18 protein-coding genes are annotated in these 22401 nt (G+C 53.7%); 7 read left to right on the plus strand and 11 right to left on the minus strand.

What is annotated here, in order from left to right:
* Nucleotides 1-166: 166 nt before the first annotated feature.
* Nucleotides 167-1066 (minus strand): LysR family transcriptional regulator, encoded by a 900-nt coding sequence (locus tag GM154_RS23445; protein ID WP_019365201.1) that lies wholly within the window; start codon nucleotides 1064-1066, stop codon nucleotides 167-169.
* A gap of 140 nt (nucleotides 1067-1206) precedes the next feature.
* Here GM154_RS23445 and speB point away from each other — a divergent pair, with 140 nt between their 5' ends.
* The 5 genes from speB to GM154_RS23470 all read left to right on the plus strand — a co-directional run bounded on the left by speB (nucleotide 1207) and on the right by GM154_RS23470 (nucleotide 7655).
* Nucleotides 1207-2157 (plus strand): agmatinase, encoded by a 951-nt coding sequence (speB, locus tag GM154_RS23450; RefSeq protein ID WP_219653545.1) that lies wholly within the window; start codon nucleotides 1207-1209, stop codon nucleotides 2155-2157.
* A 192-nt stretch (nucleotides 2158-2349) separates the two neighbouring features.
* The gene (locus GM154_RS23455; RefSeq protein WP_219653546.1) at nucleotides 2350-3858 is read left to right on the plus strand and encodes a cytosine permease; all 1509 of its coding nucleotides are present in this window, start codon (nucleotides 2350-2352) and stop codon (nucleotides 3856-3858) included.
* A 17-nt stretch (nucleotides 3859-3875) separates the two neighbouring features.
* The gene (locus GM154_RS23460; RefSeq protein WP_219653547.1) at nucleotides 3876-4601 is read left to right on the plus strand and encodes an MBL fold metallo-hydrolase; all 726 of its coding nucleotides are present in this window, start codon (nucleotides 3876-3878) and stop codon (nucleotides 4599-4601) included.
* A gap of 50 nt (nucleotides 4602-4651) precedes the next feature.
* Entirely contained in the window at nucleotides 4652-6049 is a 1398-nt protein-coding gene (locus GM154_RS23465) for a sodium:solute symporter (RefSeq protein ID WP_219653548.1), read from the plus strand.
* A gap of 1 nt (nucleotide 6050) precedes the next feature.
* Entirely contained in the window at nucleotides 6051-7655 is a 1605-nt protein-coding gene (locus tag GM154_RS23470) for a 5-guanidino-2-oxopentanoate decarboxylase (protein WP_219653549.1), read from the plus strand.
* 22 nt (nucleotides 7656-7677) lie between these two features.
* Here GM154_RS23470 and GM154_RS23475 read toward each other — a convergent pair whose 3' ends face one another.
* The 4 genes from GM154_RS23475 to GM154_RS23490 are packed head-to-tail and all read right to left on the minus strand — an operon-like array spanning nucleotide 7678 to nucleotide 11245.
* On the minus strand, nucleotides 7678-8859 hold the full coding sequence (locus GM154_RS23475; protein WP_219653550.1) for a VWA domain-containing protein: 1182 nt from the start codon (nucleotides 8857-8859) through the stop codon (nucleotides 7678-7680).
* A 24-nt stretch (nucleotides 8860-8883) separates the two neighbouring features.
* The gene (locus GM154_RS23480) at nucleotides 8884-9258 is read right to left on the minus strand and encodes a GFA family protein (protein ID WP_219653551.1); all 375 of its coding nucleotides are present in this window, start codon (nucleotides 9256-9258) and stop codon (nucleotides 8884-8886) included.
* A 13-nt stretch (nucleotides 9259-9271) separates the two neighbouring features.
* Nucleotides 9272-10120 carry a MoxR family ATPase gene (locus GM154_RS23485; RefSeq protein WP_219653553.1) on the minus strand — a complete coding sequence of 283 codons (849 nt, stop codon included), beginning with the start codon at nucleotides 10118-10120 and terminating at the stop codon, nucleotides 9272-9274.
* A gap of 60 nt (nucleotides 10121-10180) precedes the next feature.
* A complete protein-coding gene (locus tag GM154_RS23490) occupies nucleotides 10181-11245 on the minus strand; it encodes a DUF748 domain-containing protein (RefSeq protein WP_219653555.1) in 1065 nt (354 codons plus the stop codon).
* Between the two features lie 127 nt (nucleotides 11246-11372).
* On the opposite strand from GM154_RS23490, the gene cysK reads away from it, so the two are divergent.
* Together cysK and GM154_RS23500 are read left to right on the plus strand one after the other, a co-directional pair.
* Nucleotides 11373-12347 carry a cysteine synthase A gene (cysK, locus tag GM154_RS23495; RefSeq protein WP_125889819.1) on the plus strand — a complete coding sequence of 325 codons (975 nt, stop codon included), beginning with the start codon at nucleotides 11373-11375 and terminating at the stop codon, nucleotides 12345-12347.
* 126 nt (nucleotides 12348-12473) lie between these two features.
* On the plus strand, nucleotides 12474-13757 hold the full coding sequence (locus GM154_RS23500; RefSeq protein WP_219653556.1) for an FAD-binding oxidoreductase: 1284 nt from the start codon (nucleotides 12474-12476) through the stop codon (nucleotides 13755-13757).
* A 48-nt stretch (nucleotides 13758-13805) separates the two neighbouring features.
* On the opposite strand, the gene GM154_RS23505 is transcribed toward GM154_RS23500, so the two are convergent.
* The 6 genes from GM154_RS23505 to tig form a co-directional block, all read right to left on the minus strand.
* On the minus strand, nucleotides 13806-15668 hold the full coding sequence (locus GM154_RS23505) for a SurA N-terminal domain-containing protein (RefSeq protein ID WP_219653558.1): 1863 nt from the start codon (nucleotides 15666-15668) through the stop codon (nucleotides 13806-13808).
* A gap of 194 nt (nucleotides 15669-15862) precedes the next feature.
* Nucleotides 15863-16135 (minus strand): HU family DNA-binding protein, encoded by a 273-nt coding sequence (locus GM154_RS23510; RefSeq protein ID WP_010794772.1) that lies wholly within the window; start codon nucleotides 16133-16135, stop codon nucleotides 15863-15865.
* Nucleotides 16136-16268: 133 nt separating this feature from the next.
* Nucleotides 16269-18668 (minus strand): endopeptidase La, encoded by a 2400-nt coding sequence (lon, locus tag GM154_RS23515; RefSeq protein WP_219653559.1) that lies wholly within the window; start codon nucleotides 18666-18668, stop codon nucleotides 16269-16271.
* Between the two features lie 128 nt (nucleotides 18669-18796).
* Nucleotides 18797-20077: an ATP-dependent Clp protease ATP-binding subunit ClpX gene (gene clpX, locus GM154_RS23520; protein WP_010794774.1), complete on the minus strand. Its 1281-nt coding sequence runs from the start codon at nucleotides 20075-20077 to the stop codon at nucleotides 18797-18799.
* A 104-nt stretch (nucleotides 20078-20181) separates the two neighbouring features.
* On the minus strand, nucleotides 20182-20823 hold the full coding sequence (clpP, locus tag GM154_RS23525) for an ATP-dependent Clp endopeptidase proteolytic subunit ClpP (RefSeq protein WP_010794775.1): 642 nt from the start codon (nucleotides 20821-20823) through the stop codon (nucleotides 20182-20184).
* A 90-nt stretch (nucleotides 20824-20913) separates the two neighbouring features.
* Nucleotides 20914-22224, minus strand: a complete 1311-nt coding sequence (tig, locus tag GM154_RS23530; protein WP_074824076.1) for a trigger factor — start codon at nucleotides 22222-22224, stop codon at nucleotides 20914-20916.
* Nucleotides 22225-22401 lie beyond the last annotated feature (177 nt).

The raw sequence follows: 22401 nt of genomic DNA on the forward strand, positions 1-22401 counted from the left end.
GTCGTTGAGATAAGACGCTCACTTTCCCTGAATGTACGAGCCTGTTGTGTCACTGGCAGGTTTTTGCGCATGGCGGAGAAGCCTTCTTGATTTCCAAATAATCGGACGTTCGCTTAAATGATGGCAAATAGCATTCATGTTAGTTGTCATCATTTTTTAACGTCGATTACTTATCGGCACGCCGCATATGAGCTTTAAGAATTCTTTGAAAAGTCTGTATTAGACTTTCGCGATTACGGCCTCGGCGAAATATGAGCGAAAATGGCGCTTGATAGCCAAACATTGCTGGCTGTAAAGCACGTAATCGCCCTTGATTAACCCACGCATGAACATAATGCTCAGGTAGATAACCTATATAAGCTCCTGAAAGAATTAATATTAACTGAGCCTCCATACTTTCAACTGTTGCCGCACTTTCCTTGAACCCATGCCGAGCCAGTTCGGCCTGACTCCAATAGCCTCTTCGGACCATTCTTTGTTGAGTAATAAGTTCTTCGGGAATATGTCTTTCCTTGAATAAAGGATGGCGGTCGCTGCAATACAACCAATGTTGTTCACGATAAAGTGGCTGGTACGTTACCCCATTCATTCGCGCAGAAAACGCACCGATGGCTAAGTCCAAACGGTTTTCAAGAATGGCCAGTTGAAGGTCATAAGGACTCATGACCGTCAGATGAATGTGGACTGAGGGGTATTCACCTGTATAAGCACCGATAACATCCGCCAATGACAAGGCAGGCTCATTGGCTAACGAGTCCAGCATCCCCAGCTTGAGCGTACCGCTCAGCTCGCCCTTGAGCGCAGCTGCATATCGCTCAAAGCCTTCGATCTCTCCCAGGATTCTCAACGTCTCCTGATAAAACATCTCACCCTTGCTGGTCAGCCCAAACCCGCCGCGCCCACGATGACACAAGGTGATGCCCAATTGGCTTTCCAACTGGCTCATATAGGTGCTGATGGCTGACGTTGACAGATTCAGTTCACGCTGTGCCGCCGCAAAGCCCTGGCTCTGGACAACAGTCGCGAAAATTCTGAGTAGACGAATATCGTGCAGCGCATTGGCCATGGACAGGATCCGTTGTCTTATTTTTTTCAGCCTATCCGATAGTTTAGAAATCTCTGAACTGATTTTTTGCACGTGCCGATTTTTCAGGCGCTGTTTCCTTCACACAATCGGGCCATCGTTTCGCAGGCAGGAGATCGATTGTGGAGAAAAAACTTCATCAACCGCTGGGTGGTAACGAGATGCCACGCTTTGGGGGCATCGCGACCATGCTGCGCTTGCCTCACCTCGAGTCGCCTGCCGGGCTGGACGCCGCCTTCGTTGGCGTGCCATTGGATATTGGAACATCACTGCGCTCCGGCACCCGCTTTGGTCCACGCGAAATTCGCGCCGAATCCGTCATGATCCGCCCCTACAACATGGCAACCGGCGCCGCACCATTCGATTCGCTCTCGGTGGCCGACATTGGCGATGTAGCCATCAATACCTTCAACCTTCTTGATGCCGTACGGATTATTGAAGAGGCCTATGACGGCATTCTTGAGCACAATGTCATTCCGCTCACCCTTGGAGGTGACCATACGATCACCCTGCCCATTCTCAGAGCCATGAAGAAGAAATATGGCAAGGTTGGGCTGGTTCATGTCGACGCCCATGCCGATGTGAACGACCACATGTTTGGCGAGAAGATTGCTCATGGCACTACTTTTCGCCGAGCAGTCGAAGAAGGCCTGCTGGACTGCAATCGCGTCGCGCAGATCGGACTACGTGCCCAGGGTTATACGGCAGAAGATTTCAACTGGAGCCGTGAGCAGGGATTTCGCGTTGTGCAGGCGGAAGAGTGCTGGCACACATCACTCTCTCCTCTGATGGCGGAAGTCCGGGCAAAAGTGCAAGACGGCCCTGTTTACCTGTCGTTTGACATCGACGGTATTGACCCCGCCTGGGCTCCAGGAACCGGCACCCCTGAAATAGGCGGACTGACCACCATTCAGGCACTGGAAATTATCCGCGGCTGCCACGGGCTTGATCTAGTGGGAGGCGATCTTGTGGAGGTATCTCCCCCATACGACACTACAGGCAACACCTCTCTACTGGGCGCCAACCTGCTTTATGAAATGTTGTGTGTGCTGCCTGGGGTGGTACGCCGGTAGCCACTGTAACGATAAATAAATCCGAGGAGTCCGCAAAGACTCCCGTTTGAGGCAGGTCCAGAACTTGCCTCAGGCAATCAGCCTTCCGGCCTTGCCGTACTGCCGAACACCAACCCGCGAGCGCAGTGCCTGCGGGGATAACAAAAGAAGCCATCGCTCAGTGCAGTGGCCTATAACCGTGTCGAGGCGACCATGGATAACCCTAACGGTATCACCCGTATCGAAACCTTTGGCGTCGAAAAAATCCCGGACGCCGAGCGCAATGCCACTCCTTTCGATTTGTTTCGCATGATTTTTGGTGGAGCGAATACCTTCGCTACCGCCGTGCTGGGCAGTTTTCCTATTCTTTTTGGCTTGTCTTTCGAGGCAGGCGTCTGGGCGATTCTTCTGGGCGTCATGACCGGCGCGGTTATCCTTGCGCCCATGGGCTTATTTGGCCCTATAAACGGCACGAACAATGCCGTCTCGTCTGGGGCTCATTTCGGTGTACATGGTCGCATTGTAGGCTCGTTCCTTTCCCTGCTGACCGCTATCGCATTCTTTTCACTTTCCGTATGGAGTTCAGGCGATGCCCTGATCGGAGGTGCCAAGCGCCTGATCGGTCTTCCTGAAACAGACCTGACGCTCGGACTGGCCTACGGCGTATTTGCCATACTGGTTTTGACGGTCTGCCTGTATGGCTTCCGCTTCCTGCTCTGGGTGAACAAGGTCGCGGTCGTTAGCGCCAGCGTGTTGTTCATGCTGGGAATCGCAGCCTTTGCAGGGCCGTTCGACGCAAGCTATGCCGGCACGCTCAATCCCGGCACAGAAGGCTTTTGGGCAGCGTTCATAGGCTCGGCGCTGGTTGCCATGAGTAACCCGGTCTCCTTCGGCGCCTTCCTGGGTGACTGGGCACGCTACATTCCTCGCCAGACATCTAAACTGCACATCATGCTGGCCGTGGTGCTTTCCCAGGTCGCAACGCTGATTCCTTTCCTGTTCGGTCTGGCCACGGCCAGCATCGTGGCCGTAAAAGCCCCTCAGTATATTGCTGAGAATAACTATGTGGGCGGCTTATTAGCCATCTCCCCCAGCTGGTTCTTTTTGCCCGTCTGCCTGATTGCCACCATTGGTGGAATGTCTACCGGCACCACCTCGCTCTATGGAACAGGGCTGGACATGTCCAGCGTCTTCCCTCGTGTACTGACTCGAGTACGTGCCACGCTCCTCATTGGTGTTGCGGCCATTGTATTCATCTTTATCGGCCGCTTCGCCGCCAATCTGGTTCAGAGCGTGTCGACATTTGCAGTGCTGATCATTACCTGCACCAGCCCCTGGATGATCATCATGATCATCGGACTGATCAATCGGCGCGGTTTTTACTGCCCTGACGATCTGCAGGTCTTTACTCGCGGCGAACGTGGCGGACGCTACTGGTTCCACCACGGCTGGAACTGGCGGGGCCTGGGCGCCTGGATTCCCAGCGCGGTGGTTGGGTTGCTATTCGTCAACCTGCCCGGTCAGTTCGTAGGCCCCTTAGGCGAGCTGGCAGGCGGAATTGATATCAGCCTGCCCATCACGCTAGGCATGGCCGCCCTGCTCTACAGCCTGCTGCTCCGGCTTTTTCCAGAACCGATCGAAGTCTATGGCCCTGCCTGGCTCAACGCATCTGCAACGCGCGGCGGCCCTGCGCTGATCCGCTCCAACGCCAGCCTATCCTGACCTCTGGAGTGACACCTATGAACATTGTCAGCCGAGATCAGTGGTTTGAGGTAAAGCGTGGCGCCGATGGGATCAGTCTGATCCACGAACCTTACATTCGGCCCTTTTACCGCTGCAACCTCTGGCACATTCAAGGACGAGAGCGTGATGTCCTGATCGATAGTGGTTCAGGTGTCGTCAGTCTGCGAGAGCAACTTCCCTGGCTGACCGAGCGTCCCTTGACGGCCGTGGCAAGCCATACGCATTTCGATCATATCGCTGGGCATCATGAGTTCGATGAGCGTCTGGCGCACCCTGCTGAAGCCGATATTCTCGCCCATCCCACCCGCGAGAATACCCTGGCGGCCGGGTATGTCACGGACGCCATGTTCGAGGCACACCCTGACTGCCCGCTGTGCTATGCCGAATACTGCGTCAAAGCTGCTCCGGCAACTCGCCTGATAGAGGAAGGCGACATTCTTGACCTCGGCGATCGCCACCTGGAGATCCTGCATACACCCGGGCATTCGCCTGGCGGCATCAGCCTATGGGAAGCCGCCACCGCAACGCTATTCAGCGGCGACATTATTTACGACGGGCCGCTGGTCGAGGATGCCTACCACTCGAATCTGGAAGCCTATGCCTTAAGTCTGGAGCGACTTCGACAAATGCCTATCCGCACGGTACACGGCGGGCATTTCCCCAGTTTTTCCGGTGAACGCCTGCGGTACCTGATCGACGGCTGGCTCAAGGCACATGCCTGAAGCCTCTCGTTGCCCGGCTCCTTATTCAACTGATTCTAAAGGAGGCCTTCATGGCCCTGGATATCCTTGTGATCCTCGCCTATGTAGCTGCCATGCTTTTACTAGGCTGGATCGGTATGCGCCGCGCCAAATCCCATGATGAGTTTCTAGTGGCGGGTCGCAACCTCGGCCCCACATTTTACATGGGCACTATGGCGGCTACTGTATTGGGCGGCGCCAGCACGGTAGGTACAGTGCGCCTGGGCTATGTACACGGTATCTCCGGGTTCTGGCTGTGTGCGGCGCTGGGGCTTGGCATCATTATCCTGAATCTGTTTTTGGCCAAACCGCTCCTTAAACTTCGCATCTTTACCGTGACTCAGGTGCTGGAACGGCGTTACAACACAACCGCACGCCAAGCCAGCGCCGTCATCATGGTGGCCTATGCACTTATGCTGGCAGCGACCTCGACCATTGCCATCGGTACAGTCATGCAGGTGCTTTTTGGCATTCCCTTCTGGCTGGCCGTCATGATCGGCGGCGGCGTGGTAGTGGTGTATTCCGCAATTGGAGGGATGTGGTCCCTGACACTGACGGATATCGTCCAGTTCGTCATAAAGACCGTAGGCCTGATGTTCATCCTCCTGCCGATCTGCCTGTACAGGATTGGCGGCTGGGATGAACTCGTTGCCAAGCTGCCTGCCTCTAGCTTCAGCTTTACCGCCATTGGCTGGAGCACGATCGTGACGTACTTCGTCATCTATTTCTTTGGCGTCCTGATCGGACAGGATATCTGGCAGCGGGTATTTACTGCCCGAAATGAGCGCGTCGCCCGCTATGCAGGTACTACCGCAGGCATTTATTGCGTGTTGTACGGACTAGGTGGAGCCCTGATTGGCATGACAGCCAAGGTGCTCTTACCGGATCTGGACAATGCCAACAATGCCTTTGCCGCAATCGTTCAGGCAGCCCTGCCGGATGGCATCCGGGGCCTGGTGATCGCTGCCGCTCTGGCTGCCATGATGTCTACCGCCAGCGCGGCCCTGCTGGCTGCTTCCACAGTTTTAACGGAAGACCTGATCCCGGTATTGCGTCAGGGAAGGCCGCTGACCAATCTCTCGCTCAACCGTCTGTTTACCTTACTCGTCGGACTCATCGTATTGGGTATTGCCCTGGCAGTAGACGATGTACTCAACGCGCTGACGTGCGCCTATAACCTGCTGGTTGGCGGCATGTTGATTCCCCTGATCGGCGCCATCTATTGGAAGCGAGCAACCACACCTGCCGCGATCACCAGCATGTTGTTGGGCTGTCTGACGGCACTGATCTTCATGTTCAAGGATGGCCTGGAAGCTAACACGCCCATTTATTTCAGTCTGGCGGTCAGTCTGAGCAGCTTCGTATTGCTGAGCCTTCTGGCTCGCTCCGCTCAACATGCCCTGGCAACAACCGCGCCTGAGGAGATTTAGCATGGTTACCTGCGGCCAATTTCTGGTTCGACAACTTGAAGCCTGGGGCGTGGATACGGTATTTGGCATTCCCGGTGTTCATACCGTTGAGCTTTACCGAGGCTTACCAGACGGCAGCATTCGCCATATCACGCCTCGCCATGAGCAAGGTGCAGGCTTCATGGCGGACGGTTACGCTCGCGCCAGCGGCAAGCCCGGGGTCTGCTTTGTCATTACCGGCCCCGGCGTAACCAATATCCTGACTGCCATGGCTCAAGCCTATGCAGACTCCATCCCCATGCTGGTCATTTCAAGCGTAACTACGCGGGCTCGCCTGGGGCGGAACGGTGGCTATCTGCATGAGCTGACCGATCAGCGCGCCATGACCGCCGGGGTGACAGCCTTCAGTCATACGCTGCTGGATGTCGACCAGCTGCCTGCGGTCCTGACCCAAGCCTTTGCAGTATTCGAAAGCCAAAGGCCTCGACCTGTACACATTGAACTTCCCCTCGACGTCATTACCGCGCCCGCCGATCACTTGTCCCTTGTACGCAAACCCTGCTTCAGCCGCCCGGCACCTGACCCGCAGCAGCTCGACCTGGCCGCCAAGCGACTCGGAAACGCCAAACGTCCATTGGTACTACTGGGAGGCGGCTGTATTGCCGCAGCCAGCGAAGCCAGGATTCTTGTCGATAGACTCGCAGCGCCTGCCGCTACCACTATTAATGCCAAAGGAGTACTGCCTGACCACCATCCACTGGCATTGGGGTGCAACCAGTCATTGCCCGCCGTCAGGCAACTGGCAAAAGAGGCGGATGTCATTCTGGCTATCGGGACAGAACTGGGCGAGACGGATTATGACGTGGTTTTCGATGGTGGATTCGAACTGAGTGGTGACCTGATCCGAATCGATATAGACCCTGATCAACTTACCCGTAACTACCAGCCCTGGCTGGGTATTGTCTCGGATGCAAGGACGACTATCCAAGAGCTCCTGAACAGATTGCCTCCTGACATTTTTCAGGCAACCGGTAGCGGTCGCGAGCGTGTGGCCAAGGCCCGGCGTGAGCTAGCCGACACACTGGCACCATTCAGCCACTTCCGCACACTGTTCGATACGCTTAGTCGCGCCTGTCCCGATGCCTGTTATGTAGGTGATTCAACACAGCCGGTTTATGCCGGTAACCATATCATCGAGCTGTGCTCGCCACGTCGCTGGTTCAATGCCTCTACGGGCTACGGCACCTTGGGCTATGCCTTGCCAGCCGCCATTGGAGCCAAGCTGGCCTGTCCAGATCGGCCGGTTATCTGCCTGATCGGTGACGGCGGTATCCAATTTACCCTGCCGGAGCTGGCCAGCGCCGTAGAGGCGCGTGTCGGAATCATCGTTCTCTTGTGGAATAACCAGGGATACGGTGAGATCAAGCGATACATGAAGCAGCGCGCCATTACACCGCTGGGTGTAGACATTTATACACCCGACTTTATAACGCTAGCTCAAGGCTTTGGCTGCGCAGCCGCAAAAGCCTCTGATCATCAACACCTGGAACAACTACTCCTCGATGCGCCACCCGATAGGCCCTTCCTGATAGAAATTACCGAGGCCCCTCCTTTCGCTCCAGACTAATAGAAGGCTTGCCCTGCAAGCCTTACCCACGTGCGAGGTAACGCATCCCCTCTTCCAAGCCTTCAAGGGTCAATGGGTACATATGCCCCTCAACCAATTCCTGGATGATCTGAATAGAGGATGTGTACTCCCAAACCCGCTGCGGATAGGGATTAAGCCAGATGATCTTTCGAAATTTGGCCTTGAATCGCTCCATCCAGACTGAGCCTGCTTCTTCATTCCAGTGCTCCACACTACCGCCGGGCTGAAGTACCTCGTAGGGCGCCATGGACGCATCGCCAACAAATACCACTTTGTAGTCCTCGCCATAGCGATGCAATAGATCAAGCGTAGACGTCAGCTCGCTCATCCGGCGCTGGTTGTCCTTCCAGACTGATTCATAGATGAAGTTATGGAAGTAGAAATATTCCAAATGCTTGAATTCAGTGCGGCAGGCTGAAAACAGTTCCTCACAGACCTGCACATGCATGTCCATCGACCCGCCGATATCCAGCAACAGCAAAAGCTTGACCGCATTGTGGCGCTCGGGCCGCATCTGGATATTCAGCAGTCCAGCATCGCGGGCGGTATGATCGATAGTGCCTTCGATATCAAACTCTTCCGCTGCCCCCTCCCGGGCAAACTTACGTAGACGCCGAAGAGCAACATTGATATTCCGGCGCCCGAGCTCCGCCTGATCGTCCAGGTTACGGTACTCACGTTGCTCCCAGACCTCGACGGCCTTTCCCTGCCTTTCACCTGCCTCGCCGACACGAATGCCTTCAGGGTTATACCCCCCTGAGCCGAAGGGGCTGGTGCCGCCCGTACCAATCCACTTGTTGCCACCAGCATGCTTACTTTTTTGCTCAGCCAAACGCTGCTTGAAGGTTTCAATGAGTTTGTCCAGACCACCCAATGACTGAATCTGCGCACGCTCCTCGGGCGTTAATGAGCGCTCAAAGGCTTTACGCAACCACTCATCCGGGATCAATACTTTCAGCGCCTCGTCGAGTGATTGAAGTCCGTCAAAATACGCTGAAAATGCCCTGTCGAAGCGATCAAAATGACGTTCGTCTTTGACCAGGATAGTACGTGCTAGAAAGTAAAAGGCGTCCATGTCTGCAAACACGACACCTGTCAGTAGCGCTTCATGCAGATCCAGCAACTCCCGCAGGGAAACGGGAATTCGAGCAGAACGCAACTCATGAAAAAGACTCAGCAGCATCGGCTATTCCCGGCTGGAGAACGATCAGTCATGACGCACCGGCGCTTGATACCACGACGGCTGGGCCTCGGTAAAAATCTCATCGACAGGCAAGGCACCAAGCGCGGAATCCAATGATCCTAGCGCCAACCCCAGCGTATCCCGGCCATCCCGCAAGAACTGTAGATTCGACCCGCACCGCTGGCAGAACGTACGAACCACCTCTGGAGACGAACGGTAGGCTGCAACATCTGCTTCACCGGTCGTGAAACGAAAGCTTTTCTTAGACACAGTCGTATACGTAGCAAAGGCCGCACCATGGGCCTTGCGGCACATCGAGCAGTGGCAGTGGGTGGCTTTTGCAAGCGAAGTATCGACCTCATAAGTCACCGCACCGCATAGACAGCTACCCTTGAGCATAGGACCTCCTTGATTATCGATAGCCGTTTCGCCGCGTCATGAAAGCCAGGCGCTCAAGCAGCTGAACATCCTGCTCGTTTTTGACCAAGGCCCCGGCAAGCGGCGGAATAGCCTTGCGAGGGTCTCGTTCACGCAGAACCGACTCACCGACATCATCGGCCATCAACAGCTTCAACCAATCGACCAGCTCTGACGTGGAAGGCTTTTTCTTGAGTCCAGGCACCTGACGGATATCAAAGAACACCTCCAGCGCCTCATTGACCAGCGTCTGGCTGATATTCGGAAAATGCACCTCCACAATACGCTTTAACGTATCGTGGTCAGGAAACGCAATGTAATGGAAGAAGCAGCGACGCAGAAAGGCATCAGGTAGCTCCTTCTCGTTATTGGACGTAATGATAATGATGGGACGATGCTGGGCACGAACCGTTTCGCCTGTTTCATATACATAAAACTCCATGCGATCCAGCTCTTGCAGCAGATCGTTTGGAAACTCAATGTCCGCCTTGTCGATCTCGTCAATCAACAGAACGACCCGCTCCTGCGCATCGAATGCCTCCCAAAGCTTGCCTTTCTTGATGTAGTTGGCAACGTCATGAACCTTGTCGACACCCAACTGGGAATCGCGCAGCCGGCTGACGGCATCGTATTCGTACAGCCCTTGATGCGCTTTCGTAGTGGACTTGATATGCCAGGTGATCAATTGTGTACCAAGAGCCTGCGCCAGCTGCTCAGCCAACAGCGTCTTGCCAGTACCAGGCTCCCCTTTTATCAGCAGCGGACGCTGCAAGGTGATGGCTGCGTTTACAGCCAATTGGAGATCAGCGGTTGCTACGTAATCCGCCGTACCTTCAAATTTCATGGGCAACCCTCGGGATTGATCAACAGGACGTGATAATAGGCATAAAGCACAGGCGATACACTAACCCCGATCCTCATACTGAGCGCTGAATGCCTGAATGAAAGCATTCCGCAGGATGGAAAAGAACGCCTGTAGAGGACTGATATCCTGCTGCTTGACGCTGCCCTGCAATTCAACTCGAGTCGCGAACTGATCCTTACGCTGATTTTTCAAAAGGGTTTGACTTCCTCCTACCACGGCTTCCCACAGCCCGCGGAAAAATCCTTTGTCTTTATTTTCTACATCCTGACGCCAATCGAAGACGTCGACATTCTTGAACAAGGGTTTGATGTAGCCGCTGAGCTGTCCATTATCAGCCCTGGCATCAATGACCAGATCACCACTACCGGACTTGAAGTCAAACTTGCCATACGCCTTGGCAAAGTCATTTATTTTGGGCAGGTCTACCTGCGTTACCCTCAGCCGAAACAGGAAGTCACTAAAGTCGCTGAAGGGGTCGAACTCTGCCGAGGTTTCCAGCGGTGCATTATCCAGCACAGTGGCCTTGCCTTCGAAACGCGCTACCCGCTTGCCTTGTGCATCGGCCGCATTGGTCAGGTTGTAAAGGCTGGCGTTTACCTGGGTTGCTTGTAGATTGACGGGGGGTGATGAGTTGAAATTACGGAAACTGAGCGTGCCATCCTCTACACGCACCTCATTTAAGGTGATCGAGATGATCTTCTCCAACTGAGCACGCCAGTCCGTACCCTCACCTGTCTGAGAGGACTGCGGATCATCGCCGCCGTCGACAAAGTTAAGTTCGGGGCGCTCGAAAATAATCCTCCCGACAATGGCGTGATCTTCCCATAACGCTCTTCCGCTCACGGCAATGTCGATGCTGGGCGCGTCCAGAAACGGTACGGGTACCTTGCCTGTCACCTTTTCGATCTTGAGTCCATCGATACGGTAAGCGCCCCGCCACCACGCCAGATCGACATCGGCAATATGTCCCCGATAATCGCCCATGTCCGCTAACTTGGTATTGAGGTAATGTCGTATGACATAAGGCATGGCGAGCTGCACGATAACCAACAGGGCAACTATGCTCAAGATGACAAGTGCAGGCGTTTTATAGCGCAGTTTCATGGCTCGGTTCCCTCTGGCATGTCTTTCATGGACCGACCATGCCAGTGTCAGTTTCCTTGGACTGGACGCCTTGACGCCATAGCCTTAGGCTGAACTCATATTTGTTGACCCATGCAGGGATCTTTAGATGAGCCGAATTTTCGCTGATAACGCACAATCCATTGGCAACACACCTCTGGTTTACATCAATCGCCTTGGGCCTAAAGGGGTCACTATTCTGGCCAAGATCGAAGGCCGTAACCCGGGCTACTCAGTGAAATGCCGAATCGGCGCCAACCTTATCTGGGATGCGGAGGCCAACGGCAAGCTCAAGCCCGGCATGACCCTGATCGAACCTACGTCCGGCAATACCGGCATTGGTCTCGCTTATGTTGCAGCAGCCCGTGGATACAAGCTCATCCTGACCATGCCCGCCTCGATGAGCCTGGAGCGTCGCAAGGTTCTCAAGGCACTAGGTGCCGAGCTGGTACTGACAGAGCCCGCCAAAGGCATGAAGGGCGCGATTGAAAAAGCCAAAGAAATTGCGGAAAGCGATCCTTCTCGCTACTTCATGCCCCAGCAATTCGAAAACCCGGCCAACCCGGCCATTCATGAAAAAACCACTGGCCCGGAAATCTGGAACGACACCGATGGCGCGGTGGATGTCCTGGTGGCGGGTGTTGGTACCGGCGGCACACTGACCGGTATTTCCCGCTTTATCAAAAACACCAAGGGCAAGCCTATCCTGTCAGTAGCGGTAGAGCCGGAGAGTTCGCCTGTTATCACCCAGACCATGGCCGGACAGGAAGTCAAACCCAGCCCTCACAAGATCCAGGGGATCGGCGCTGGCTTCGTACCGAAAAATCTGGATCTTTCCATGGTGGATCGAGTGGAACGCGTCAGTGACGATGAGTCCAAGACCATGGCCCAACGGCTTATGCGTGAGGAAGGTATCCTCTGTGGCATCTCGTGTGGAGCCGCCATGGCGGCGGCCGTACGCCTTGCCCGTGAACCCGCCATGCAGGGAAAGACAATCGTTGTCATCCTACCTGACTCCGGTGAACGCTATCTGTCCACCATGCTGTTTGACGGCTTGTTCAGCGAACAGGAAACCGTCCAGTAACCTCATTCGGCCCGCCACCGGCGGGCCTTTTCGTTTCTCCCTGCCCTACTTTCGGCTGCTAGAACGGCACTGGCAGCTGAGCTACTATCGCGTTAGAGCGTAAAAAATTTCACACAGGGAATGAATATGCCGAACACATCCTATCCGAACTCCTACTATGCGGCCTCTGCTCATCCTGCGCCCAAGCGCCCCATGCTTGAAGGTGAACGCATTGCTGACGTTTGTATTGTCGGCGCTGGCTATACCGGTCTTTCCACTGCCATTGCACTGCTTGAGCGAGGCTACAGCGTTGTAATTCTCGAGGCCGCCAGGGTAGGTTTTGGTGCATCCGGCCGCAACGGCGGCCAGATCGTCAACAGTTATAGCCGGGATATTGATGTTATCGAGCGAACCTTGCCTGCCCGTGAAGCGCAACTGATCGGTCAAATGGCCTTCGAAGGCGGACGTATCATCAGAGAACGAGTCAACCGTTATGGTATTCAGTGCGACCTGAAGAACGGTGGCGTTTTCGCGGCTTTCAACGCCCGACAGATACAACATCTGGAAGCTCAGCAAGCCCTTTGGGCTCGCCATGGGCACCATGAACTAGAAATGCTGGATAAAAGAGCCATTGAGCAAGTCGTAGGCACCCATCGATATGCCGGGGGTATGCTGGATCGTAGCGGCGGTCATATCCACCCCCTTAATCTCGCTCTAGGAGAAGCAGACGCCGTTGAGTCATTGGGCGGGACTATTTACGAACAGACACCTGCCGTACGCATCGAGCGTGGCCCTAAGCCTGTTGTACATACTCCACAAGGTTGTGTAAGAGCGACGTATGTTGTGGTAGCCGGTAATGCTTATCTGGGTAATCTCATTCCAGAGCTGGCAGCCAAATCCATGCCTTGTGGAACGCAAGTGATTGCCACCGAACCCCTCTCTGAGGAAACGGCAAAACGATTACTTCCTCAAGACTATTGTGTCGAGGATTGCAACTACCTTCTAGATTATTATCGCCTCTCGGCTGATCGTCGACTCATATATGGCGGTGGCGTTATATACGGCGCACGTGATCCTGCCGATGTGGAAAAAATCATACGCCCTAAGATGGCAAAAACCTTTCCAGAACTGGCCAACGTCAAGATTGATTATGCCTGGACCGGTAATTTCCTATTGACTCTGTCCCGCCTCCCTCAGGTAGGCCGCCTGGGCGACAATATCTATTATTCGCAAGGTTGCAGCGGACATGGCGTTACGTTTACCCATCTGATCGGTACCGTGCTTGGTGAGGCACTGGCAGGGCACGCTGAGCGCTTTGATGCATTCGCCCGGCTACCCCACTACCCCTTCCCTGGCGGCCGTCTTTTCCGCGTTCCATTTACCGCCCTGGGCGCCTGGTACTACGATATTCGCGACAAATTTAATGTTTAAACAAGAAACCCCGCCGAAGCGGGGTTTCTTTTACTTACCTGTCAGAAATCAAAGATTCTTGATTTCTGCCTTGGACTCCAATGCACGGCGGTAAGCCGCAAAGTCCTCTTGGCCACTGCGTGAAGAGAGGAAACGGCGATACATAGCCTTTTCTTCGTCAGTAAAGGTGCCCTGCGGAACGCTGACACCCGTCAAGCGAATAACCATGTAGGTCCCATCAGCCAGATTGACTCCTGCATAAGTCGGCTTGGAATTGTCTCCAGGCTTATTCATGCGGAACACCTGTTGGAGTACTACCGGGTCAACGCCCTCCTGATTACGTGTAGCAGCCTCGACGACTTTCCAGTCTTTGATCGAATTGGCCTTGCCTGCCTTCAGGTCAGCAATCAACGTCTCGCCCTGCTGACGAGCAGTCTCAGCTATCTTCTGCTTGGTCAGCGTGCTGCGGATATTGTCTTTGACATCATCAAAGCTCTGCTGAGCAGGCTTGCGATGCTCCTTAACGCGCAGGATGACAGCCGTTTCATCGTCCAACTGGATAGCATTGCTATTGGCACCATCCTCCAGCACTTCGGGACTGAAAGCAGCCTGGACAACCTGACGATTGGCAATAATCCCTTCTTCGCCGCCCTCACGTCCGAATGGCTTGCTGGTTTGCACTTTCAAGCCTTGCTCTTGAGCAGGCTGACTAAGATCTGAAGCTTCAAACGCTGCGCTTTCAAGATTGCGGGTAGCATCTACAAAAAGGCGATCAGCCTCGCGAGCCTTGAGTTCAGCCTCAAGACGCGGCTTCATGCTCTCCAACGAAGGTACTTTGGCTTCCTGAACGCCAAGCAGCTTGATCAGATGCCATCCAAATGTCGAATGTACGGGAGCAGAAACGTCTCCCTTGTTCAAACCATACAAGGCCTCTTCAAAAGCAGGGTCATACACCCCTCGCCCAGCATAACCGAGCTCACCGCCCTTGTTGGCCGAACCAGGATCCTGAGAGAACTTCTTGGCTAGCGAAGCAAAATCCTCCCCCTTGTCCAGACGAGTTTTGATTTCATCAATCTTGGCCTTGGCCTGCTCGTCACTCACCTTGTCGTTCACTTCGATCAGGATATGAGCGGCGTTACGCTGTTCGGAAAGGTTAGCGGTTTCCGACTGATAAAGGGCCTGAAGGTCTTCTTGCTTGACCTGCGCCTTATCGGCAAAAGCGCTTTTCTTTAGCTCGATATAATCAATGACCACCTGATCAGGCGTCATGAATTCGCTACGATGATCGTCATAGTAGCCTTGTAATTCATCATTGGTGACTGCAACTTTCGAAGCATCCGCTTTAACCGCATGGGTTGCGAAGTCTCGAGTTTGCCGTTCCAAAGCTGCGAATGCATTCAATTCGGCATCGGTTACAAAACCGGTACCTGCAATACCCGCCCTGAGTTGCCCCATGAGCATCTCCTGCTTCAGCATCTCGCGAAACTGAAGACGTGAGTAACCCATCTGGGCAATGGTCTGGTCAAAACGCTGGGCATTGAATTGCCCATCAACCTGGAACTCAGGTGTTTGAAGTATGAGCTGGTCCAAAGCCGCTTCAGAAAAAGCAAACTTGTTCGACTTGGCATCCTGAAGCAATAGCTCGCGCTCGATCAGGGCCTTTAGAGCCGCGTCGCGTAACCGTTTTTCATCCAGAAGAGCAGGATCGAAATTAGGGCCCAGACGCTGCGCCAGAGAGCGACGTTGCATCTCCACAGCCTGATTGAGATCGGTCTGGCGTATTTCCTCACCATTTACCAGTGCTACGGCACCTTGGTGGCTACCGGCGCGAATGATCGCCTCGAATCCGGTCAATGCCATCAGCAAGATAATGACGCCAATGATGACCTTGGCTATCCAGCCTTGTGAATGTTCCCTGATGTTCTGCAGCATGCGCCCCCCAAAACGGCTGCATCTGGCCAAAGGCTAGGCAGCATGGGTGAATTGCGAATAGAGAAAAGGCGCATCAGAGGATGCGCCTTCTGTTAAACGGGGCTTTGGCGAGTCTTCGTGCGGAATGAACCAAACGGTATCACGTGCTAGAACTCAACAGACAGACGTCTATTGAAACCAAAACCCTTAAGCACTCAGTTCACAGCATCCTTGAGCGCTTTGCCGGGCTTGAAACCAGGGATCTTGGCAGCTTCGATTTCGATCGGCTTGCCAGTCTGCGGATTGCGGCCAGTGCGTGCTGCACGCTCTTTGACAGCGAAAGTGCCGAAACCGACAAGCACAACCGGATCACCGCTCTTCAGGGCACCAGTGATAGATTCGATCACTGCGTCCAAAGCGCGCCCAGCTACAGCTTTCGGGATATCAGCAGATGCAGCAACGGCATCGATCAGTTCCGACTTGTTCACTCTAAGTCCCCTTGTTCATTTCTGATAAGAATATATTACGTGTGTAGGCAAAAATGGATGCTGTGAGGCATGCCCGACACTTGAAGAGCCGCTTTATACCAAGGGCTCAAAAAAAGTGTCAAGGAAGCTCTGGCTAGTGCGTGCTGATTCTATCTTTTGAATCCTGCTCGCGCTTTTCTTCATTCGTGACTATTTCAGGAGCCGCATCTGGCAAGGGCTCCGGCGCATATTGCAGCGCAACCTGAAGGACCTCGTCAATCCATTTGACAGGCTTAATCACCAAATCGGCCTTAATATTGTCCGGAATGTCGCGCAGATCGCGTACATTCTCCTCCGGAATGACCACCGTACGGATTCCCCCGCGATGTGCCGCCAGTAATTTCTCCTTCAAACCACCAATGGCCAGTACCTGGCCACGCAGCGTAATCTCACCTGTCATGGCTACATCAGCACGCACCGGGATCCGGGTAGCAGCCGACACCAGCGCGGTGCACATACCGATACCAGCACTTGGACCATCTTTGGGTGTAGCGCCTTCTGGTACGTGAATGTGGATATCGTGCTTCTCATGGAAGTCTTTAGTGATACCCAAACTCTTGCCACGGCTACGCACAACCGTCAGTGCTGCAGTAATGGATTCCGCCATTACATCGCCCAGCGAGCCGGTCTTGATCAGCTGCCCTTTGCCGGGCACTACTGCCGCCTCGATTGTCAGCAACTCACCACCTACCTGAGTCCATGCAAGACCTGTCACTTGTCCAATCTGGTCCTGCTGCTCTGCGAGACCGTAACGGAACTTGCGTACGCCCAAGTAATGCTCAAGCGCCTCACTGCTTACTACCGCCTGCTGAGATGCTTTTTCCTTCGCATGCTCCTTAACGATCTTGCGGCAGACCTTAGCCACTTGACGCTCAAGACTACGGACACCTGCTTCGCGGGTGTAATAACGCACCATATCTCTTAGAGCCGATTCATCAAAGGTTACTTCGGCCTTTTTCAAACCGTTGGCCTTGACCTGCTTGGGTATCAGGTATTTGGTCGCAATGTTGACCTTTTCGTCTTCTGTATAACCTGGCAGGCGAATCACTTCCATACGATCCAGCAGCGGTGCTGGAATATTCATGGAGTTAGCCGTACACAAGAACATGACGTCGGACAGGTCGTAATCAACTTCCAGATAGTGATCATTAAAGTTATGGTTCTGCTCTGGATCCAATACCTCCAGCAAAGCAGAAGCAGGATCACCACGCATGTCGTTACCCATCTTGTCGATTTCATCGAGCAGGAACAATGGGTTACGCACGCCAACCTTGGTCATCTTTTGAATCAAACGACCAGGCATGGAGCCGATATACGTACGACGATGGCCACGAATCTCAGCCTCATCACGCACACCACCCAGGGCCATACGAACGAACTTGCGGCCAGTGGAGCGCGCGATGGACTCAGCTAGAGACGTCTTACCTACCCCAGGCGGACCAACCAGGCACAATACCGGGCCACGTACTTTCTTGACTCGTTTCTGGACAGCGAGATACTCCAGAATCCTATCTTTGACTTCCTCAAGACCGTAGTGATCTTCATCAAGAATGTCTTCGGCCTTGCTCAGATCCAAACGGACCTTGCTTTCCGCCTTCCATGGGACATTCACAAGCCAGTCAATGTAGGAACGTACTACTGTAGCCTCGGCAGACATGGGAGACATCTGCTTGAGCTTGTTCAGCTCTGCATTGGCCTTGGCCAACGCTTCCTTAGTCAGACCGGCATTGTCGATGCGCTTTTTCAGGTCATCGATTTCACTGTGGCCTTCGTCGATGTCGCCCAGCTCTTTCTGAATGGCCTTCATCTGCTCATTCAGATAATACTCGCGCTGGCTACGCTCCATCTGCTTCTTGACGCGACCACGGATCCGCTTCTCGACCTGTAACAGATCGATTTCTGCGTCCAGCAACGCCAGAACGTGCTCGACTCGCTCAGCAAGATCTACGATCTCAAGGATTTCCTGCTTCTGCTCAAGCTTAAGCGCCATATGGGCTGCCATCGTATCGACCAGGCGACCTGGATCGTCGATACCATTAAGTGAAGACAGCACCTCTGCTGGCACTTTCTTGCCCAGCTGGACATATTGCTCGAACTGGCTCATCAGGCTACGAGCAAAGACTTCCGACTCGCGGTCTGCCGCTTCGGTATCCTCAATCAGCTGAACCTCAGCGCGAGAATAACCCTTGGCCTCAACAAAACGCTCAATGTTGCCGCGCTGCTCACCCTCTACCAGCACTTTAACAGTGCCATCAGGAAGTTTGAGCAGTTGCAAGACAGTGGCAACGGTACCCATGCGGTACAGGCCATCGGAGTCTGGATCATCGTCGGTAGGATTCTTTTGCGCAAGCAGTAGGATCTGCTTGTCGCTGGCCATGGCAGCTTCCAGGGCCTCAACAGATTTTTCACGCCCAACAAAGAGCGGAATTACCATGTGCGGATACACCACTACATCACGCAGTGGTAAAAGAGGCAATTCAATCGTTTTATTCATGGTTTCAGCTCTTGGCATTCGACTGGCCGCATAGAAACGACCGTATGGCATGTTTTTCTAACATGCGGCCTGATCGATCAGAAAACAAGGCTAACTAATGCGAAGGGCCCCGCAGGGCCCCTTTTTATTTATGCATCCGGTGCCGCTTTGACCGGGTCGTTGTTTTCGTAAATCAACAACGGTTGGGAAGTACCCTCAATGACGCTCTCATCGATGACGACTTTGCTGACCTCCTTCTGAGAAGGAATCTCATACATCGTATCGAGCAGAACGCCCTCGAGTATGGACCGTAGACCACGTGCGCCTGTTTTACGTTCCAATGCCTTGCGGGCCACTGCCTTCAAAGCGTCTGGACGGAACTCGAGATCCACCTCTTCCATTTCGAAGAGTTTGCCATACTGCTTGGTCAGTGCATTCTTGGGCTCGGTCAGAATCTGCATGAGCGCCGCTTCGTCAAGTTCATCTAGCGTTGCGATTACAGGCAAACGACCAACGAACTCTGGGATAAGACCAAACTTGACCAGATCTTCAGGCTCGGCATCACGAAGTGACTCACCGATTTTCTTGCCCAATTCCTGGCTACGGACTTCAGCATTGAAACCAATTCCGCCCGCCTTGGTAGAACGGCTCTGGATGACCTTTTCCAATCCGGCAAATGCACCGCCACAGATAAACAGGATGTTACGCGTATCCACCTGCAGGAACTCCTGCTGAGGATGCTTGCGTCCGCCCTGCGGGGGTACTGAGGCTACCGTACCTTCAATCAGCTTGAGCAGAGCCTGCTGCACGCCCTCACCCGATACATCTCGAGTAATAGAGGGGTTATCAGACTTGCGCGAAATCTTGTCGATCTCATCGATATAGACGATGCCCATCTGGGCTTTTTCAACATCGTAATCGCACTTCTGCAAAAGCTTCTGAATAATATTTTCAACGTCCTCACCCACGTAACCTGCTTCGGTTAACGTAGTGGCGTCCGCAATGGTAAACGGTACGTTCAACAGACGTGCCAGCGTTTCAGCCAGCAAAGTCTTACCGGAACCTGTCGGTCCAATAAGCAGAATATTACTCTTGCCCAACTCAACGTCATCTTTCTTCTCACGTTGGTTGAGACGCTTGTAGTGGTTGTATACCGCTACAGCCAATACTTTCTTGGCACGTTCCTGACCAATCACGTACTGATCAAGAATCGTACTGATTTCTTTAGGTGCTGGAAGTTTATGTGCACTGTTTTCGGCCTGGGCTTCCTGTACTTCCTCACGGATGATGTCATTGCACAGGTCGACACATTCATCGCAAATAAAGACTGAGGGACCGGCAATCAACTTACGCACTTCATGCTGGCTCTTGCCGCAGAAAGAGCAATACAACAGCTTGCCGTTGTCGTCACCGTTGCGAGTATCTGTCATTCGATCAATCCAATCGGGTTACTTACAGGAACAAGATGAAGGCAAATCTATGCATTTTCAAGCCTGCCACTCAGTAATCATGACTTAGTGGCAGGCTTGCCGGCTCAAGCGGGAATATTGCGCTTTTCCAACACCTTGTCGATCAAGCCGTATTTCACAGCCTCATCACCGCTCATGAAGTTATCGCGATCGGTATCACGGGCGATAACATCCATGGGTTGACCCGTATGATGGGCCAACACTTTGTTTAGACGCTCACGGATCGTCAAAATTTCACGCGCGTGAATTTCGATGTCCGATGCCTGACCCTGGAAGCCACCCAAGGGCTGGTGGATCATCATACGAGAGTGAGGCAGACAGTAGCGTTTGCCGGCAGTACCACCTGCTAGTAGCAAGGCACCCATACTGCACGCCTGGCCTACGCAGATTGTCGAGACATCGGGCTTAATGAACTGCATGGTGTCATAGATAGACATACCAGCTGTCACCGAACCACCAGGTGAGTTGATGTAGAGGTGAATATCCTTGTCAGGGTTCTCCGCTTCCAGAAACAGAAGCTGAGCGACCACCAGGTTGGCCATATAGTCTTCGACCTGGCCTACCAGGAAAATCACCCGCTCCTTGAGCAGACGCGAGTAGATATCATACGCGCGCTCGCCACGAGCAGATTGTTCGACCACCATGGGCACCAGGCCGCCAGCGGCTTGAACTTCGGGCATTGTTTGCATGAACGAATTGCGGGACATGTCCTGCGATCACTCCCTATCAGGATGGTCTTGCCTTAAGACGCATAAGCCAGCACGAGGCTGGCTTATGTGATTCGAGGCGGGTAAAGATCAGGCTGCTTGCGGGGCCTCGGCCGGTTTGACCGCGTCCTCGTAGGAAACCTGCTTATCGGTCACTTTAGCCTTTTCAAGAACAGTATCTACGACTTGTTCTTCGAGTACAACCGAACGCACTTCGTTCAATTGCTGCTCGTTCTGGTAGTACCAGGCAACGACCTGCTCAGGCTCCTGGTAGGCAGAGGCCATTTCCTCGATCAGTGCACGTACACGCTCGTCGTCAGGCTTGAGCTCGAACTGCTTGACCATTTCCGCAATGATCAGACCCAGAACAACACGGCGCTTAGCCTGCTCGGTAAACAGCTCAGCCGGCAGTTGATCGGGCTTGATGTTGCCACCGAACTGCTGAACAGCCTGAACACGCAGACGATCAACTTCGCTGTTGATCAGAGCGGCTGGAACTTCGATCGGGTTAGCAGCAATAAGGCCATCCATAACTTGGTTCTTGACCTTGTTCTTGATCGCCTGACGCAGCTCACGGTCCATGTTCTTGCGAACTTCAGCACGGAAGCCTTCCAGAGTAGACTCCTGAACGCCGAACTGAGCAAAGAACTCTTCGTTCATTTCAGGTAGCTGCGGAGCAGAAACCTTGGTTACCTTCACACTGAACTCGGCAGTCTTGCCAGCCAGATCCAGGTTCTGATAATCCTCCGGGAAGGTCAGATTAAGCACACGCTCTTCGCCCGCCTTTGCACCCACCAGGCCTTCCTCGAAGCCCGGAATCATGCGGCCGGAGCCCAGCACCAGCTGAGTACCGTTTGCAGAGCCGCCCTGGAAGGCTTCACCGTCGATCTTGCCTACGAAATCGATAGTGACCTGATCATCGTTGGCCGCTTCGCGGTCGACTTCCTCATAACGAGTGTTCTGCTTACGCAAAATCTCAAGCATGTTATCCAGATCGCTATCAGCGACTTCGGACTGCAGACGCTCAACCTGAATGTCTTCCAGGCCTTTCACTTCAAACTCAGGGAATACTTCGAATGTAGCGACGTATTCAAGGTCTTTACCTTTTTCGTAAGCCTTGGGCTCAACAGAAGGAGCACCTGCCGGGTTCAGTTTTTCCTGAACGATGGCTTCGTAGAATGTTTCTTGAATCAGATCACCAAAGGCTTCCTGACGAGCGCTGGCTTCGTAGCGCTGACGAATAACACTCATCGGCACCTTACCAGGACGGAAACCAGGCACTTTCACGCGGCGAGCAGTTTGCTGCAGACGCTTGGCGACTTCGGTCTCGATACGCTCGGCCGGCACGCCTACGGTCATTCGGCGCTCAAGAGCGGAGGTGCTTTCAACAGAAACTTGCATGGATAATCCTCATGGCACAGACATAGGCCGGCCGTTCCGGCCCCCAGAAACAGGGCAAGCATTCTAGAGGTAGAGGATACGGAAGTCATCCTGCATAAAGCAGGTATTGGTCACCAAGCATGAAAAAAGCCTGCAACCCCTCTCGCTCATACCCGAAACATGCCAGCCATTTTCAAG

The organism is Pseudomonas sp. MAG002Y (assembly GCF_019400845.1).
Taxonomy (GTDB): Bacteria; Pseudomonadota; Gammaproteobacteria; order Pseudomonadales; family Pseudomonadaceae; genus Chryseomonas; species Chryseomonas luteola.

Excerpts from the sequence above, each read along its gene's own strand:
- GM154_RS23445 (WP_019365201.1), bottom strand. The coding sequence starts at position 1,066 with ATGGCCAATGCGCTGCACGATATTCGTCTACTCAGAATTTTCGCGACT.
- GM154_RS23455 (WP_219653546.1), top strand. The coding sequence starts at position 2,350 with ATGGATAACCCTAACGGTATCACCCGTATCGAAACCTTTGGCGTCGAA.
- GM154_RS23460 (WP_219653547.1), top strand. The coding sequence starts at position 3,876 with ATGAACATTGTCAGCCGAGATCAGTGGTTTGAGGTAAAGCGTGGCGCC.
- GM154_RS23465 (WP_219653548.1), top strand. The coding sequence starts at position 4,652 with ATGGCCCTGGATATCCTTGTGATCCTCGCCTATGTAGCTGCCATGCTT.
- GM154_RS23470 (WP_219653549.1), top strand. The coding sequence starts at position 6,051 with ATGGTTACCTGCGGCCAATTTCTGGTTCGACAACTTGAAGCCTGGGGC.
- GM154_RS23475 (WP_219653550.1), bottom strand. The coding sequence starts at position 8,859 with ATGCTGCTGAGTCTTTTTCATGAGTTGCGTTCTGCTCGAATTCCCGTT.
- GM154_RS23480 (WP_219653551.1), bottom strand. The coding sequence starts at position 9,258 with ATGCTCAAGGGTAGCTGTCTATGCGGTGCGGTGACTTATGAGGTCGAT.
- GM154_RS23485 (WP_219653553.1), bottom strand. The coding sequence starts at position 10,120 with ATGAAATTTGAAGGTACGGCGGATTACGTAGCAACCGCTGATCTCCAA.
- GM154_RS23490 (WP_219653555.1), bottom strand. The coding sequence starts at position 11,245 with ATGAAACTGCGCTATAAAACGCCTGCACTTGTCATCTTGAGCATAGTT.
- cysK (WP_125889819.1), top strand. The coding sequence starts at position 11,373 with ATGAGCCGAATTTTCGCTGATAACGCACAATCCATTGGCAACACACCT.
- GM154_RS23500 (WP_219653556.1), top strand. The coding sequence starts at position 12,474 with ATGCCGAACACATCCTATCCGAACTCCTACTATGCGGCCTCTGCTCAT.
- GM154_RS23505 (WP_219653558.1), bottom strand. The coding sequence starts at position 15,668 with ATGCTGCAGAACATCAGGGAACATTCACAAGGCTGGATAGCCAAGGTC.
- lon (WP_219653559.1), bottom strand. The coding sequence starts at position 18,668 with ATGAATAAAACGATTGAATTGCCTCTTTTACCACTGCGTGATGTAGTG.
- clpX (WP_010794774.1), bottom strand. The coding sequence starts at position 20,077 with ATGACAGATACTCGCAACGGTGACGACAACGGCAAGCTGTTGTATTGC.
- clpP (WP_010794775.1), bottom strand. The coding sequence starts at position 20,823 with ATGTCCCGCAATTCGTTCATGCAAACAATGCCCGAAGTTCAAGCCGCT.
- tig (WP_074824076.1), bottom strand. The coding sequence starts at position 22,224 with ATGCAAGTTTCTGTTGAAAGCACCTCCGCTCTTGAGCGCCGAATGACC.